Origin of the sequence: Mesorhizobium sp. B1-1-1, from assembly GCF_006442955.1 — a bacterium.
Classification (GTDB): domain Bacteria; phylum Pseudomonadota; class Alphaproteobacteria; order Rhizobiales; family Rhizobiaceae; genus Mesorhizobium.
On the sequence record NZ_VFWW01000009.1, the window covers coordinates 275,668 to 290,642 of the forward strand.

General features: G+C 60.0%; 11 protein-coding genes and 3 pseudogenes. 2 read left to right on the forward strand and 12 right to left on the reverse strand.

The window, feature by feature from the left end; translation table 11 throughout:
• Nucleotides 1-83: 83 nt before the first annotated feature.
• From FJ986_RS20575 to leuC, 3 genes are read right to left on the reverse strand one after another with little or no spacing between them, the layout of a single operon-like run.
• Nucleotides 84-962 (reverse strand): isocitrate lyase/PEP mutase family protein, encoded by an 879-nt coding sequence (locus FJ986_RS20575; protein ID WP_181165395.1) that lies wholly within the window; start codon nucleotides 960-962, stop codon nucleotides 84-86.
• A complete protein-coding gene (leuD, locus tag FJ986_RS20580; RefSeq protein ID WP_140522766.1) occupies nucleotides 959-1,597 on the reverse strand; it encodes a 3-isopropylmalate dehydratase small subunit in 639 nt (212 codons plus the stop codon). Before leuD ends, FJ986_RS20575 begins: the two co-directional genes overlap by 4 nt.
• Entirely contained in the window at nucleotides 1,594-3,081 is a 1,488-nt protein-coding gene (gene leuC, locus FJ986_RS20585; protein WP_140522764.1) for a 3-isopropylmalate dehydratase large subunit, read from the reverse strand. Before leuC ends, leuD begins: the two co-directional genes overlap by 4 nt.
• A gap of 170 nt (nucleotides 3,082-3,251) precedes the next feature.
• Between leuC and gcvA the strand changes: the two genes are divergently transcribed.
• Nucleotides 3,252-4,166 carry a transcriptional regulator GcvA gene (gene gcvA / locus FJ986_RS20590; protein ID WP_140522762.1) on the forward strand — a complete coding sequence of 305 codons (915 nt, stop codon included), beginning with the start codon at nucleotides 3,252-3,254 and terminating at the stop codon, nucleotides 4,164-4,166.
• A gap of 169 nt (nucleotides 4,167-4,335) precedes the next feature.
• Here gcvA and FJ986_RS20595 read toward each other — a convergent pair.
• The 7 genes and pseudogenes from FJ986_RS20595 to FJ986_RS20640 form a co-directional block, all read right to left on the reverse strand.
• Nucleotides 4,336-4,504, reverse strand: a pseudogene (locus tag FJ986_RS20595) (DUF4158 domain-containing protein); the annotation flags it as partial.
• A 591-nt stretch (nucleotides 4,505-5,095) separates the two neighbouring features.
• Nucleotides 5,096-5,446, reverse strand: a complete 351-nt coding sequence (locus FJ986_RS20610; RefSeq protein WP_140522758.1) for a DUF2200 domain-containing protein — start codon at nucleotides 5,444-5,446, stop codon at nucleotides 5,096-5,098.
• A gap of 796 nt (nucleotides 5,447-6,242) precedes the next feature.
• The gene (locus FJ986_RS20620) at nucleotides 6,243-6,935 is read right to left on the reverse strand and encodes a hypothetical protein (RefSeq protein ID WP_140522756.1); all 693 of its coding nucleotides are present in this window, start codon (nucleotides 6,933-6,935) and stop codon (nucleotides 6,243-6,245) included.
• 47 nt (nucleotides 6,936-6,982) lie between these two features.
• Nucleotides 6,983-9,916, reverse strand: a complete 2,934-nt coding sequence (locus FJ986_RS20625; RefSeq protein WP_140565795.1) for a lysozyme inhibitor LprI family protein — start codon at nucleotides 9,914-9,916, stop codon at nucleotides 6,983-6,985.
• A 461-nt stretch (nucleotides 9,917-10,377) separates the two neighbouring features.
• Nucleotides 10,378-10,848: pseudogene (locus FJ986_RS20630) on the reverse strand (cupin domain-containing protein).
• Between the two features lie 179 nt (nucleotides 10,849-11,027).
• A pseudogene (locus tag FJ986_RS20635) lies at nucleotides 11,028-11,639 on the reverse strand (molybdopterin-dependent oxidoreductase); the annotation flags it as partial.
• Nucleotides 11,640-11,902: 263 nt separating this feature from the next.
• Nucleotides 11,903-12,145 carry a hypothetical protein gene (locus tag FJ986_RS20640; protein ID WP_140522750.1) on the reverse strand — a complete coding sequence of 81 codons (243 nt, stop codon included), beginning with the start codon at nucleotides 12,143-12,145 and terminating at the stop codon, nucleotides 11,903-11,905.
• Nucleotides 12,146-12,486: 341 nt separating this feature from the next.
• Here FJ986_RS20640 and FJ986_RS20650 point away from each other — a divergent pair, with 341 nt between their 5' ends.
• Nucleotides 12,487-12,900, forward strand: a complete 414-nt coding sequence (locus tag FJ986_RS20650) for a hypothetical protein (RefSeq protein ID WP_140501470.1) — start codon at nucleotides 12,487-12,489, stop codon at nucleotides 12,898-12,900.
• A 71-nt stretch (nucleotides 12,901-12,971) separates the two neighbouring features.
• On the opposite strand, the gene FJ986_RS20655 is transcribed toward FJ986_RS20650, so the two are convergent.
• Together FJ986_RS20655 and FJ986_RS20660 are read right to left on the reverse strand one after the other, a co-directional pair.
• Nucleotides 12,972-14,246 (reverse strand): MFS transporter, encoded by a 1,275-nt coding sequence (locus FJ986_RS20655; RefSeq protein WP_224656239.1) that lies wholly within the window; start codon nucleotides 14,244-14,246, stop codon nucleotides 12,972-12,974.
• Nucleotides 14,247-14,399: 153 nt separating this feature from the next.
• Nucleotides 14,400-14,801 carry a hypothetical protein gene (locus FJ986_RS20660; protein ID WP_140522749.1) on the reverse strand — a complete coding sequence of 134 codons (402 nt, stop codon included), beginning with the start codon at nucleotides 14,799-14,801 and terminating at the stop codon, nucleotides 14,400-14,402.
• Nucleotides 14,802-14,975: the final 174 nt, after the last annotated feature.

Genomic DNA, 14,975 nt, shown 5'->3' on the forward strand with positions numbered 1-14,975 from the left:
GCTAAGCCCGTGACTCTCTTTGCCATGCCAAGGCCACTGCTTGCGCGGCATTCATACCCTCGGAAAGGCGACTCCAGTACGTCCTACCTCGCCCCGGGAGTTTCGATCGCCCGCCAGTGGTCGAGATTGACTGCCTGATCCAGGATCCCGCGCACGGCCACGCCGTTGGCGAGCGGCTGCAGTGTTTCCGTCCCCTCGGCATGGCGCCGCAGCGCGGAGACTGCCTGCTGCATGACCGCGACCACGCGAAAGATGATGCTTGCCGGAAAGGACACCTGCGTAAAGCCCATGGCGCCGAGTTCGGCGGGGCTTAGCCAGGGCGTATCGCCGCCCTCGAACATGGCAGCCGACAGATAGGCGCCCTTGAAGGCGGCACCAACCTTCCGGTAATCCGCTTCGGTGCGGAGCCCCGCGATGAAGATGCCGTCAGCTCCCACGGAAAGAAAGCGTTCCGCCCTGTGCATAGCCGCGTCGAGGCCGAGCGGGCCATAGGCGTCCGTGCGGCCAATGATAAAAGTCTCGGGATACCTCCGTGCACCGAGGGCGGTACGAAGCTTCGCCTCGATCACCGCTTCCTCGACCACCGCGGCCGCCTTGTCGGCACGCTGCTGCTTATGGTCACGACTCTGGTCTTCCAGGAGAAGTCCGCGAACGCCGATCGCTTCATAAGCGGCGATCGTACGCGCCACGCTCTTCACGTCGCCATAACCGTCATCGGCGTCGGCAAAGAAGGGCAGCGATGATGCAGCCGCGATATCGCGAATGCCCTCGACCATGTCGGTCAGCCCGATCAGTCCAATGTCGGGATAGGCATGGCGGGCGGCGAGCAACGCCGATCCGCCTATGGCGAAGGCCTTGAAGCCGGCCTGTTCGATCAGCCTGGCGGAGAGCGCGTCATGTGCTAGCGGCGTAACGAGCGGCGTCTCCTGTGCCAGCGCCTCACGGATGGTCGTACGCGTCATGTGTTCCATTCCCCTTCCACGGGCCGGTAGATCCAGCCGCGACCTGTCTTGCCGGCGGCATAATAAGCCTCGATCTCGGCGGCGTGGCGAAGCGTCGTGTCGATTTCATCGTCGCCACGCACCAACGCCTCAGCGCGCATCGCCGGCACCCGGAAAGCGTAGATGTGCCCGTCCGGCGCAGCGATCTCCGACATCGTCAGATCGACCGTGAACACTGGGTTGCTGGGACGGCTCTCGACCGTTGCGGCCAGCGCGGCGAATGTCTCTGCGTCGATCAAGCCGGCAAGCAGGCCATTGCGAAAACTGTTCTCGTAGAAGATGTCGGCGAAGCTCGGCGCCAGCACGCAACGGATGCCGAACTGCTGCAATGCCCAGACGGCCGCCTCGCGTGAGCTTCCACAGCCGAAGTTCTCGTCCGCCAGGAGAATGCTTGCAGCGCGGAACGGCGGCCGGTTGAGCACGAAATCCGGCCGTTCGCGGCCGGCCTCATCATAGCGATGGCCGCCGAAGAGGCCTTTGCCGAGGTCGGCCATCGCGGACCGCAGATAGGCCGACGGGATAATCGCGTCCGTGTTGACGTTGCTCAGCGGCATCACTGCCACCACGCCATTGACACTGGCGAAGGGCTCTCTCATGCATTCCCCTTACGGACATCGGTGATGTGACCAGCGAGCGCCGCAGCGGCGACCATGGCGGGGCTCGCAAGATGGGTGCGACTGCGCGGCCCCTGCCGGTTCTCGAAATTGCGGTTACTGGTCGCCATGCAGCGCAGGCCCGGACCGACCACATCCTCATTAATGCTTACGCACATGGAACAACCCGCATCGCGCCACTCGAAGCCCGCTTCACGGAAGATGTGGTGCAGGCCCTTGTCTTCGGCTGCGCGTTTCACCGACATGGAGCCCGGCACGACGAGCGCGCGAACATTCGGAGCGACTTTCCGCCCGCGCACGACGGCCGCCGCCGCTTCGAGATCCGCAAGACGTGAGTTCGTGCAGGAGCCTATGAAGGCGATGTCGATCGGGATACCCTCGAGTGAACTGCCAGGCTCGATCCCCATGTAGCGAATTGCGGCAGCAGCGAGTTCGCGGCGCTTCACATCGGCAAAGGAGGCGGGGTAGGGGACATGCCCGTCGATGCCCGTGACGTCTTGCGGCGTCGTTCCCCAGGTAACCTGTGGAACGATCTTGTCGCAATCGATGGTGACGTCGCGATCGAAGACGGCGTCCGCCTCTGTCCGCAGCGTTCGCCAATAGGCCAGCGCGAGCTCGAAATCCGCCTCGGCGGGTGCGAATTCGCGGCCACGGACATAGTCGAAGGTCGTTTCGTCAGGGGCTATGAGGCCGAGGCGCGCACCGAACTCGATCGACATGTTGCAGAGTGTCAGCCGCGACTCTGCGGAGAGCGCCCGCACCGCCGGCCCCGCGTATTCGACCGCCGCCCCGCGACCTGCGGCGATGCCGTATTCGCCGATGGTGCGCAGGATCATGTCCTTGGCGGTTACGCCCGGCCCGAGCGTACCCTCGTAGGAGACACGCATGGTCTCCGGCCGCGCGAGCGCAAGCGTCTGCGTCGCGAGCACATGCTCGACCTCGCTGGTGCCGACACCGATGCCAAGCGCGCCGATCCCTCCGACGGTGGAGGTGTGGCTGTCGCCGCAGGCCAGCACGCTGCCCGGCAGTGCAACTCCCAGTTCCGGCGCAATCACGTGCACGATGCCTTGGCGCGGATCGCCGACGCCGAAGTGGCGGATGTGGTGCCGATACGCATTCGTCCGCATCAGGGAAAGGAGCTCGCGGCCTTCCGGATTGGTGTTCTCGGTACGACCCGGCGCCGTGGAGATGATGTGGTCCTGGGTTGCAAGGGTAAGCTCCGGATGACGCACTTGCCGTCCGGTTTTTTCCAAACCCGCGAAAGCGGCGGCGCACGTCGTCTCCTGCAGCACGTGCCGGTCGACGAAGATGAGGTCGCGCCCGTCATCCAACTGCCGAACGAGATGGGCGGTCCAGATCTTCTCGAAGACGGTCTTCGGCCCAGTGGAGGAGGCCGAAGCTCGCGCCGAAGACGTTGCAACGGCTGCTAAGCCATCTGCTTGCGTCGGCGGCGCGTGAACTGGCATGACTTTTCCTCCCACATGAGTCGTGAAACCCGCGACTTCTGGCTTTTGGCTCCGCCCGGTGTTCGCGCAATAATGCGTCCGTTAGAGTAGATTTCTGCTGACGGTAACCTCCTCCGGCCCTAGGGTACACCCACAATTTACTCTTTTGCCATCAGGAAAAGGCATAGCACATGTCGCGCCGACTTCCTCCCTTGAATGCCTTGCGCGCCTTTGAGGCGACGGCGCGCAACGGCAGCCTGACACGCGCCGCCCAGGAACTCTCAGTGACCCAGGGTGCGGTCAGCCGCCATCTGCACCAGCTTGAGAACTGGCTCGGCACAACCTTGTGCCTACGGCTCAGGCGCGGAGTAGAGACGACGTCCGAGGGGGCGGCTCTGGCTGCTGTGCTGCGCGTCGCCTTCGACCAGATCGAGGCGCAGACGCGGCGCATTCAGGAAAAACCGGAAGGCAACAGATTGCGCATCAAGCTGCCCCCGACCTTCGCCATCCGCTGGTTCGTGCCGCGGCTCGCCCGTTTTCACGCACTCAATCGGGATGTGGACGTGCAGATCACTACTTCGCACCAGCAGGTCGATTTCGATCGCGAGGAGATAGACGTCTGCATCCATTCCGGCTCGGAGCCTCCACCGGGCCTCTATTGCAGGCGATTGTTCGGGGAGATCGTGCTGCCGGTCTGCAGCCCTGGCCTGATTGGCAGCTCATCGCCTCTCGTCGAGCCGAAGGATCTGGTCCGTTACGTCCTGCTCTGTTCGATGCACAGACCGGATGACTGGCCTGCCTGGCTTCATGCCGCTGGCGTGACGACGGTCGACGGCAATAGCGGCCTCAAATTCGAGAATTCGGCGCTCGCCTACCAGGCGGCTACCGATGAACTCGGCATCGTGATGGCGCAGCGCGCCTTCGTCGAGGACGATCTGCGCACGGGACGCCTGATCGCACCCTTCGGTTTGAGAGTGCCGACGCAGGGCGCTTACTATCTGGTGTATCCGCGCGCGACGCGGCGGACGCTCCTGATCCGCACTTTCGAAAACTGGATTGTGCAGCAGGCGACCGAGTTGGAAGAGGCCGCCGATGGAGCTCGTTGAAGTCGGTGACTTGCTTGAGGTTGGGTGGCGCCGGTCGCAGGGGTTTTGAAATGTGTGGCGCGACCCGATCAATCGCACCGTTTGCCCGTGGCTGTCGGTCCCGGATTTGTGCTGGCTCGAACATTTCCAAAGCCGCTCGCGTAGCCGACCGGACTTGCATCTATTTGCCGGCAACATAGTCGAGCATCGCTTTCGGTGGAACCTCATTAGGGGCCAGTGGCCGGCCGGGGTAGCGCATTAGGCAAAGTTGGATGGCAAAGCCGAGTTGATTGGGTTCACGGCGCCGTAGCTGGTTTTCCAGCAAATCGGCCGGGCGAAAGAGAATAGTGGCGGATCATGCCAGCCGTCGCGACTCGCTGATCGGGCGCATGAATCTGGGCCAGAAGCTCACCGACGATGCTGTGACGATGTTCATCAAACTGATGAGTCGGCTGTTCTCGCAAGCTAATAACCGCAAGAAGCAGCGGCACGTTGGCGGATGGCCTCATGCCTGCTGCAATCGATGCACGCACCCCATGTAGTCGTCAGCCGAGGTGAACTGCCAGTCTATTTTCCGGCTCTTCCGGTCGCCGACGCCGATAGGCTGTGATCTCTATCTCGACTTTCAGTTCGGGCTTTCCCAAAGGCATACACAGTGTCGTGTTTGCTGGATGGATACCGCGGAACTTTTCGGCCACAAGCCGGTTGACGATCTCCTTGTCCTGACGATCGGGCACAAAGACGTGTACGACGACGACATCCTTCGGAGAGGTCCCGACCGAAGCAAGCGCGCCTTCTATATTGAAGAACGCATGCTCGGCACTTCACTCTTGGGCCGTTGCGGGGTTCCCCATCGGCCGAGACGTGGGGCTCGGCCGCAGGAGACGGCATTCCCCTTGCGCATCCGCCGAGGTTTGATCTGCGTCGGGTCGAAAACCGCTTTGCGCGAACTATGCGCGGAGTATCTTGTCCATCACTTTGCCCTTGGCGAGCTCATCGACCATTTTGTCTAAATATCGGATCTCCCGCATTGTGGGTTCTTCGATAGTTTCGATCCGGACTCCGCAAACGACGCCGGTTATCATGGACCTCGATGGATTCATTTTGGGCGCTTGTGCGAAGAAGTCCTCATAGGTCGTCTTTTTCTCAATTTGGCCATTGAGCGCTTTTTGCGAGTAACCTGTCAGCCAACGAATTACCTCGTCGACGTCAGCCTTTGTGCGGCCGTTCTTCTCCGCCTTGGCGACGAGAAGGGGATACACCTTGGCGAAGCTCATCGAATAGATGCGGTGTTTCGTCATTCATCGCCCTCTTGGTGCCAAGTGGTATTTTAGATCATCCCGACGAGGCGCAGGAAACGATAAGTTCACGGCGTGTCGTAGCAGCCTGTTCTTCGGGCGCAAGGTGCCCGCAATCCTTAATAGTGGCGCAGCGGATGCTGCGAATGCCAACGCTACGAAAAGCCGTCGATATAACGATTGATGTCGCCAGGCTCATCCGCGCCGCGAATGTAAAGCAGCGGTGTTTCGACAAAATCTTGAGCTTCTCCCCCCGCCCTGTTCTGGGCAGCTGCGGTGAGAATGCGCGACTACCAATCAAATCCGACGCGAAGGGCATCTGGTCTTGCATAGGCCGCGCATAAAGCGTGGTCAGGGGCAGGTCCCGCCATCGACGTAGATAAGCCCGACATCGGCTGGAGTGGCACGCGCCGTCAAGTGGAGCGTGGATGAGCTGCTCGATGCCGACAGCCGACCTCTCGCTTGCGGCCCCTAATTTCACCTTGACGGAAGAATCGCTCAGTTTTCAGACCCGGACGGAAGTCGCATCATTCTTGCGGAGCCACCCTCGAGGCTTTTCAAAAGATAACAAGCCCGAAGCGCGCCCTCTCATCAGAACGATAACCATTGCGGTGTTCGGACGTTGTGGCCCACTGGCGGGAGAGGTGCTCTCATCGGACCGATCGGGCAAAGCGGAGTTGCTCCGGCTAGAGGAACTGCCCTATGATCCGGTGCGGGGATGGCCGACGGGAATCGGCGGCTGGTTTGTCCGGGCCGGCATGAACCGCTGCAATGCCCGGCTGAACAGCTACGCTTTCGATCAATTGCAGTTGGTTCCGGAAGATCGGGTCGTGGAAGTCGGATTCGGCGGTGGGACGGTACTGCCCCGGCTTCTCCGGGACGCAGTATTCGTCTGCTCCTTGCAGAAATAGATGATTGCTCCAAGAATTTGTCCTTCCGCACCCAAGGCCCATGCCGTCTTGTCATCACCCAACGCGTCCGGGATCGCGCCGTCAGTGGTAACGAGCTTCTCGTTCAGACAGCCAGCATAGGCGTCATCGCCCTCGGAAGTGACGCGCGCCAGCTGAGTATTCACCGCGATCGTGGCAGCACCCAGCCTGGCGGCATCGTCCTGGTACTCGGAATGGAAAGCGTCGGTAGGATGAACGCTCACGTTATCGCGCGCCAGGTCGGGGTATGCCGCCAGCGCGGCCGGATTGCACGTTTCGGAAATCGCCTCAACGATGGACTGTTCGACGCCGGTTTTTGCGGGGGTGATTGTCGAATAAAGCTTGATTTTGAAGGCATCGTAGACGGGCAGGAAGGCCGGGCCGTGCTTCACAAAGTTCTTCTCGATACAGCCGGCCAGCTTTCCGTTCTGGAGCCGCGCGCTGCGCAAAACCTCTGTAGAGAATGCGATCTGAAGATCGGTATCCTGCCTGCGGTAGTTGACAAAGAAGTCGTAGAGGGATGTCGCCCGTGCCGGCGCAAGCGACATGCCAACCGACAGCATGGCAACTATCAGTCGCGCGGCCAATGTACCAGAAGAACAAGGTGGTGCTACTGCTGGCACTTTCTTAGATCCTCACTGACGCTCGGCAGAAGGTTGACCACGGTCGAGTAGTTCCGGCGCGGATCGGACTTCAGGTAAGCGCCTTCAACCGCAGTCAACCGCTGTTCAAGAATAGGACCTGCGCAAGCACAATAAGGCGCCGTCTCGGGTTGGTTTGCAGGTAGGGCCTTCGTACACATCTCGGCTACGCCCAGTTTATCATTTGGAATTCCGCTTGTCGGGTCTGCGAGGAATTCCTCGGCATTTGCAAAAAAGGTTTGCATGTCGGGGTCTTTACAGGAAATGTCGGTGACGAGTTGTCCATCGGCCTCGGCGCGATCCTGAGCGGCCGCGTCTCGGACCATGTCGTTCATGAACTGCCCGGGGTTATTGAGGGCTTTTCCAAGCCACTGCCCCTCCTGCAACAGGAACTCTGCATTGTTGTTCTGAGCATCTTCGCTGGTCCCGAATACGCCCGATCCCAGTCCTCGCTGAAGCACTGCTCGCAATAATTTTTCCGTGAGGGTTCCCGGGCAGGCCTGATTGATCGGCCTGACCATCCCCACGATAGCGGCGAAGGCGTCCGCCTGATCGTTTCTGAGCGCTAAGAAATCGTGATCAAAAATCGCCCCCACAAGCTGCCGATTCTTCAACTCGGGGGAGTGGAAGATCGAAGCCACATTCTGGCCATGGCTGGCTGGTGATGTCCCGGCGACCGCGGCACTGCCCGTCGTATGGGCCGCAAACCATCCGTCGAGGCCGCGCATGTAAGCCTGCCACATGGGAGATGTCATGACGTCGGAATGGCCGGATTGGAGCTCCGCGACGGCGCTCGATATGGTCCCGATCTCGCCGATGTCCGTGGCTTGGGTCACGACGCTCGCCAGCCCGGCCACGACTTGCGGAATTACGCCGTCTATCTCCTGCGAGGCAGATTGCATGGCGGTCTTGTAGGAAGCGAATTCTGAAAATCTCCCGAGCTCGTTTTCGGTCTTGCTCTTCCACTGTTGCAGGTGGCTGAGCGAGAATATGTCCGCCCCGACGTACTCGACATGGGTGCGGCCGAGCGCGATTATCTCCGTCAAATCCGCATTGACGATCCCGATAGCGACGGTCTCAGCCGAAGCGACTTCTGCGGCTTGGTCCGCACTTCTCAGGGCGTCGATCATATCCGCAATGACGCTCAACCTGTCGAGCGGTCTTGGACTGCCTTGCTTTGCCGGTGGCTCCGCATGCACGGCGACGATTGCGATCTCCGCCTCGCGGTCGATCAGGGGCTTGAGCACGGCTTGGCGAACCTGCATCAGCACCGGCTCCAATTGCATCTCGAGCGGCGAGACATATGCCCGCAATTTCATGAAGCCATCGGCCGTCGCACTGAAATTTGCCCCAGCCTGGGCCACCTGTTTGACGCGGTTCTCCACGGTGGAGATGATCGCCAATTCGCCATCTTCGTCACCTAGATGGTTCAAGTACGGAAGTATTATTTTCACCAGCGCGGGGCTGTCGTCGAAATAGAGCGGATGAGCCAGGCACTCGCGCGCAAGCTCCGTCCATCTGAACCAGATTTCCTGGTCTCCTTTCTGTCGCGTATCCAGTGTGGTCAGCGGACGCCCCAGGAACTTCCTGGTCATCGAATCGTGGAATGCGCTGGCGATCAGCAGCTTCATGGGGGGGTCTGTCGTAATGTTCTTGGTCAGGTCGAGTTTAGGCGCGCCAGTTTGAATCTGATGCGACCACGCCAACATGCTCACGCAGAACGGAAGGCCTTGCGCCGGTACATATGCCGGATCGGCTTTAGCGTGCGAGATCGCCTGCAGGACCGCCTCAGGAAACTTCTTTCTCTGCAAACGCACCTCACAGGATGGCGCAAGATGCATCGCCAGCGTGGATCCGCCATCCTCAAGTTCCACGTTCGCGGATTTGGGAAGCGTGACGAAATCATTGTTGCGGATGATGCTCATTTCGGAGAGATCGATGGTGCCGATGGTCAGGTCGTATTTTGCTGCGTATCGCACGATCGTCTGCTGATCTCCCCGCGACATCACATAGGCGGAATTCGCCTTATCGATCGACCCAAGGACAACGAAGTCATACGTCGTATTCTTCGGCGCGCACGGCGCAGTGCCTTCCCAAATCTCCCGATCCGTAGGCTCGACAGCAACTCCGTCCTCGATCGATAGCGTGTCCGCGTTCGTAAGGGCGGGACCGGGACCAGAGGAAAGAGCACTGCCCACTAGTTCGCGCAATTGCGCCTGACGCTCAGGAGGGAAATTGGGCGCGATAAGTTGTAGGAGAGTGATGTCGCTAACAGCAATGGGATGCCCGCCGATTTCTTTCAAGGTTGTCTGCCACCAATCGTCCATTACCTTGGAATATCTTTGCTGCTGATCTGCGGTAAGGAATTGAAAATACGATCTTAACCTTATGTCGTAATTCTGGAAAAATCGGAGATCACGAATGTCCCTTGGCAATTTTTGAATCAATTGAACAAGCACGTCGGCGTTCTGAACGTAAATATCGTTTTGGCTCGGAAGCTTCAGAACCTGCTTGCGAGCGTCCCCCGCCAGTCTTGCAGCAGGTGTCGTAGACGCAGATGCCGCTGTGCTGCCTGGAACTGCCTGCGCGGTGGCACCCAGTTGGGACAGTTCGAAAATCCGCTCCCTGTACAAAGTGGAAACGCATGTCGGAGCGGTGCATTTGTTTCTCTGCTTGATCCAACGTTTCTGAGCAGCCACGAGTTCCGGTGCCTTCCGGCCGTCAATCGCTTGAAAAGCCGCGTACAGTTTCTCGTCCAGATCGGAGAGCAATGCATCAGCACAGATCATGCGCTCGACGGAAAGTCTCGCACGAGAACAATCAAAGCTTGCTCCTGCAGCCTTTTGTGGCGCATCCAAAAGGAGAGCGGCGGCTGCGACGCAGAGCGTCATAAAAATTCGCATAGCCGCCCTCCGGAAAAGTGTCGTTCCAGCACAACCACTGCCGCAACCGCCATGCCGCAGATCGGGATCGGTTGCCTGCAGAAGGATGCTCCCGCCCAAACCTCCGCGCCACCTGATACCCAGAATCCCGCAGTATCGACGTACAAATCCGATTATAGGCAAGGCAGGATAGCCTCGGTCATCTCACGTATCGACACAAGTACGCCTTTCGGAGAGCGACTCTGTCCGACGAGCGAGGCAAGCTCCCTTGTCTTGGTTTTGATCTGCGTTCGGAAACCCTGCTCTCTTGCAGCTAGTCTTGACTTCTCCGCAGCCGCGCGAGTTCTCGTCTCATTGCCAAAAATGCCCGCTTGCCCAGCGCGCGCAAGTTGTGCACTTGAGACTATCTTGGCTAGTCTCGTCAGTGCCGGCGGCGACCTCGTCTGGGTCCACACCACCCTGTCGTTTTCGAGCCTTCGTAGCTATTTCGTCTTTCGAGGATCGTCGGCCGGATTGATGTACTTTATGCCCCACGGGCCGTTAGTGGTGAGCTGGAGCACCGTCTCTTCGTCGAAATATGCAAAATGCGCCATGCCTGGCGGCAAAGCGAAGTAGCTGCCCGCAGGAATTGCTTTGACGGCGCTACGGTTGGCGGTCTCGCCCATGCCAAGATTAATGGTTCCCGATATTACTGTGTCAACTTCAAGCCCCGGATGCGTATGGGGCGCGATCGCATACCCAGCCGGCTATTTGAGCCGAAGGGCAAACGGACCTTCCTTGGCCGGATCGCCGTACAGGATTGCCAACTCTGCTCCAGCAGGAAGCGTTTTGGGGCCCGGACCCCACTTAACCTCGCTGGGAGTGGTCACAGTGTGCGCGTCCTCGGCCGAAGCAAAGGGGGCGATTGCGCAGGATATGATCCAGCCGACTGCAAGTAGCGATGCAACTTTCATGGTAGCCTCCCGTCTAGGCGGGCTACCCATTCCGGCGGCGTGCCGGGTTGGGCTCGCCAAGGTCCGCGCGTCACACCTAGGCAAGCGATTTGTCGGCTCAGTATAACCGCTGCCCTTGGCGAAAGCGCATGCGAGTCTCGCGCATGCGCTTCACCCAAGGGAATTTTCGAGCACGCTTCTCAAACGATATTGACGTGCCGCGTTACCTGGCCATTGCTCTCCCAGTATGTGTGCTTTTTTGCAATCAAAGGATCGTCCATAGCCGGTTGAACTTGCCCCTCTGTACTGACCGCCCGCGAGGTGACGCTGTGCTCCCCGGCGGAGGGCTTGGGCCAGTTGACCGACCATATCTTCCAAGCAAAGTCCGCCTTGTCCGTCTCATCGATGGCCGCCAGCATCCACGGCCCATCGTCGACTTTCACCTCAACCCGGTCGATCGGCGCGCCCCAGGCGGCCCCGACAATGCGATAGTCATTGCCGATATGAGTGACCCGGGCCGGTGCCGATTTCAGCCGCGCCCGCCCGACAGAAGTCTCCACCCATACAGTCTCGCCGTTGTGGTCCTCCTCGCGCCGTGTGACGTAGTCGCGTCCCATGAAACGGTTCTCGAAGCGCTGGTCGCGCACATCGATACGCTGTAGCCATTTCGCATTCGCGATCCCATACCAGCCAGGCGCTATAAGCCGCAACGGGAAGCCATTATCAGGCGGCAAGGGAGTCCCGTTCATCTCGTAACAAAGGATGTTTTTGGGATCCATGGCGTCGGCCAGCGACATGCTGCGGGCGCCCCATTTGTTGTCGTGGCGAGGGTTGCGGCTCGGAATCTTCCGCATCACGCCTTACACTCGGTTTGCGGTTCAACAAGCTCCGCCACAGGCGAAATGGACAGGACGGATACGATTGAACGGCAATGACCGTGGAATCGGACCCCGCATTTCGCGTAAAAGGGGATACTCGTGTGGTTGTGTTGGAATTTCATGCGAGTGTCGTTCCAAGTACCTGAAAACGCTTCCATCCGGCCACGCTGCAAGTTGGCGGCTATCTGAAGCCAGCTTTAAAAGCCATTTAGGATCCACGGATCGGTGTCGTATCCGAGGCGCGGCTTTTCCGGCGTTGTTCCATCCGGCAATTTGGCCGTGCCAGTCAAACCGCAGTCCAGATCTCTCACCGGCTTCTTGGTCGAATGCTTCGTAGAACACAGGGCCGCAGCATCACCGACCACCACTTTCTTCTCCTTGGCAAAGGCACCACCAGTCGCAGCGATCACGATCGCCGCGAAAAATATTGCTACTCTCATCGGACTTCCCCACCGGTCGCGCATCCCCGAGATGCCAAACATTACGTCAAGGCGGGCTGCTCTTCCATTTCGCGATGGCTTTTACGCTAAGCTCGTCCGCTGCCGAAACCGCACCGCGCCGCCAGTGGTGCGTCCACAGAAGCCCGCCGCCTATTGGGAGCATCGGCAACGGGGCAGATAGGCGGACCGGTGTCGAAGGGCCTGAAAAGAAAAGGCCGAATGGCTCAAGCCAGGCCTTGTCGGTCGGGTCAAATTCTTCAAGGGTGAAGAAAAAGCTTCGCCCGCGCGAAACTACTGGATTAAAGGGAGACGTGAATGGCGGTTGCGAAAGAGGTACCTGGATGACCGCCGTCGGAAAACCGGTCCTCTACCCAGTCACGGAAACGGAGTTTGTGGCGAGTCTGATCAAGCACGCCAGTGATCAGCCGACGGTACAGTTTCTGCAGTACACCTATAGGGTCCAGCAAACGCTCGACCAGGATATCGAAAATTGGGAAGAGCCCGCCGAGGGCAAGGTCGATCAAACGATCGAATGGCTCCAGGAGCGCAACACCAATCCCGACGTCGTGATCACGCCGGACAATTATCGCATCTACGCCCGGAGCCTCGCGGTAAACCTGCTTTTCGTGATCAGTAACGACCGTCCCATCCAGCAGGACCACCGGGTCGCCAATGAGAGCAAATGGGAGGAGAGGCAGCAGGGCGAATATTGGCGATGCGTGGCGATTTGCTCGACCGGCTGGCGGGAGACTTAGAGCGGCTTGCCGGCGCGGAGCATGGTGCGCGACAGCCAACTGTGCTTCCGTCCTGGCGTTCTCTTTCTGGGTCATTTTATCGACCGCGATGAGCCGTCGTTCGCGGTCGTGTAAGCGTGCGGGTTGCGTGCACCGATGACCGCGAACAAGGTGGCGAGGAGGGCAAGCCCTCCGTACCCGACGGCTATTTGCGGCAGCGAGAAAGTGTTGGACAGCTTGCCGGAGATGAGGCTGGGGAAGGCGGCGCCGCTGTAGCAGAGGAGATAGATCGCGCTGAAGATCGGTGCGCGGTCGGCTAGCGTGCTGCCGCGCAACAGACCGCGTGTCGCGGCGCTGATGGCGATGCCTTGGCCGGCGCCCGCAAGGATGGTTGCGATGATGAAAAACACAAGTGTGCCGGCGGCGATCGCCGTGATGACGCCGATCATTCCGGTCAGGAAGATGACCATTCCGACGCGTTGGGCGACCGCCGATGTGAACCGGCCGCCGATAGGAGCGCCGAGAACGCTGGGCGTCATATAGGCGGCGAACACCAATCCGAGAATGAGCGGGCTGCGGGTCTGGAGTTGATCTTCCACCAGCGCAGGCACGAACGCTTGGTAGAAGGCTCCGGTCGCCCAGGTGGCCAGGAACACCGCTGCCGCCACAGGGAGCAGATGCCTAACGTGGGCCGGTACGCCCACCCGAGGCAACAGCGATCGCCAAGCGCCCGGGGTCAGAGTTGCGGTTTCCGGGCTGATTGAGATGAGTCCACCAGACAGCAATAGAAAGCCGACGCAAACCAGATAGATGAGGTCGCGTGGCCAAGGGCCGAACTGGACCAAAGCACCGGAGGCGATGGCGCCGACAGTGAGGCCCAGCATCGGTCCCTGGCTGGAGGCGACGGAGGCCAACCATTCTGGCCTGCTGGGCGCGGCGTCGACGATGTAGGAAGTCAGGCTGCTGCTGGCCAACCCAGTGCCGACACCCACCAGGAGCCGACCGGCCAGCAGGATTTCGATGTCGCGCACATTCAGCAACAGCAGACAGCCCAGCAGCAGCAGACCGAGGCTAGCGATCGAAGTGAGCCGGCGGCCCAGATGATTGGACAGACGTCCCAGCACCAACAGTGAGGCGATAGTGCCGATGGCGTACGCCACCACGGCCATAGAGATGCCGGCGTTGGTGAACCCGTCCTCCGCCCGGTAGGTGTTGTAGAGCGGGATTGGAGCGGCCGCTACGGCAAAGGAAGCGACCAGGGACACCATGGCGGATATGAAAGCCAGCTGGCGCATTCCGCCCCGGCGAGCCTCATTGATCACTGGTGGCACGTCTTGCACCGAGCCGTGCATTTCTGCCTCACGCAATTGAGCTTTGTCCGTTCCAGGCTGCGCTGCGCGTCACTCGAGAAGATCTGCGGAAGCGATAGGCATCGATTGCAGCGAGGAACGAAACCTTCCACTAGCCGGTGCATATGGTTTTCTTAGCGGCGCAGAAGAGCGCTGCGACAATCGTCGCCCTCAAGCCGCCCTACGCCTGTCCGCTCCCAAATGCGTCGCGGCTGGCTCCTCAGGCGCGTTAAAGACCGACGTGGTGAGTAGGACAGCGGCAGCGAGGACCCAGTAGTACCAAGCGTCGAGCCCAGCAAACTTGAAGGCGAACGGTGCGATGACAAACACGACGCCAACGGCCCGGTCGACCCAAAGATGCAGCCAGTAGGGAATGATATGGACGAGCCCGGTGGGATGGTCGGTAAGGGCGGGCAAGAGTAGCGCCGCGACACCGACAACAACCGAAAGCCACACCGCGATCGGTCCGCTCTGGCCGAGCTTCAGCACAAACGGTGCTGCGATCAAGACGACAGCGACGGGATAATCGATGAGGTAGGCGTGCATAGACTTGGTGATGAAGCGGAACGACATTGGTGACTCCTATGGCTTGTTTGCTTGGGCGGGTCCTTGCGACGTGGATAGCGCATCATCTAAGAGGGCGATCACGACGCCTTACGCTAGCGGCCACTCCATGCGTCTCTCGGGTCAGCTCGGTTAATTGCACAGAGCTATCCCGAAAGGCTGACCATTAGAAATGCCGGGTTG

Coding starts and splice junctions, on each gene's coding strand:
- leuC (WP_140522764.1), bottom strand. CDS start 3,081: ATGCCAGTTCACGCGCCGCCGACGCAAGCAGATGGCTTAGCAGCCGTT.
- FJ986_RS20575 (WP_181165395.1), bottom strand. CDS start 962: ATGACGCGTACGACCATCCGTGAGGCGCTGGCACAGGAGACGCCGCTC.
- leuD (WP_140522766.1), bottom strand. CDS start 1,597: ATGAGAGAGCCCTTCGCCAGTGTCAATGGCGTGGTGGCAGTGATGCCG.
- FJ986_RS20625 (WP_140565795.1), bottom strand. CDS start 9,916: ATGCGAATTTTTATGACGCTCTGCGTCGCAGCCGCCGCTCTCCTTTTG.
- FJ986_RS20620 (WP_140522756.1), bottom strand. CDS start 6,935: ATGCTGTCGGTTGGCATGTCGCTTGCGCCGGCACGGGCGACATCCCTC.
- gcvA (WP_140522762.1), top strand. CDS start 3,252: ATGTCGCGCCGACTTCCTCCCTTGAATGCCTTGCGCGCCTTTGAGGCG.
- FJ986_RS20660 (WP_140522749.1), bottom strand. CDS start 14,801: ATGTCGTTCCGCTTCATCACCAAGTCTATGCACGCCTACCTCATCGAT.
- FJ986_RS20610 (WP_140522758.1), bottom strand. CDS start 5,446: ATGACGAAACACCGCATCTATTCGATGAGCTTCGCCAAGGTGTATCCC.
- FJ986_RS20640 (WP_140522750.1), bottom strand. CDS start 12,145: ATGAGAGTAGCAATATTTTTCGCGGCGATCGTGATCGCTGCGACTGGT.
- FJ986_RS20650 (WP_140501470.1), top strand. CDS start 12,487: ATGACCGCCGTCGGAAAACCGGTCCTCTACCCAGTCACGGAAACGGAG.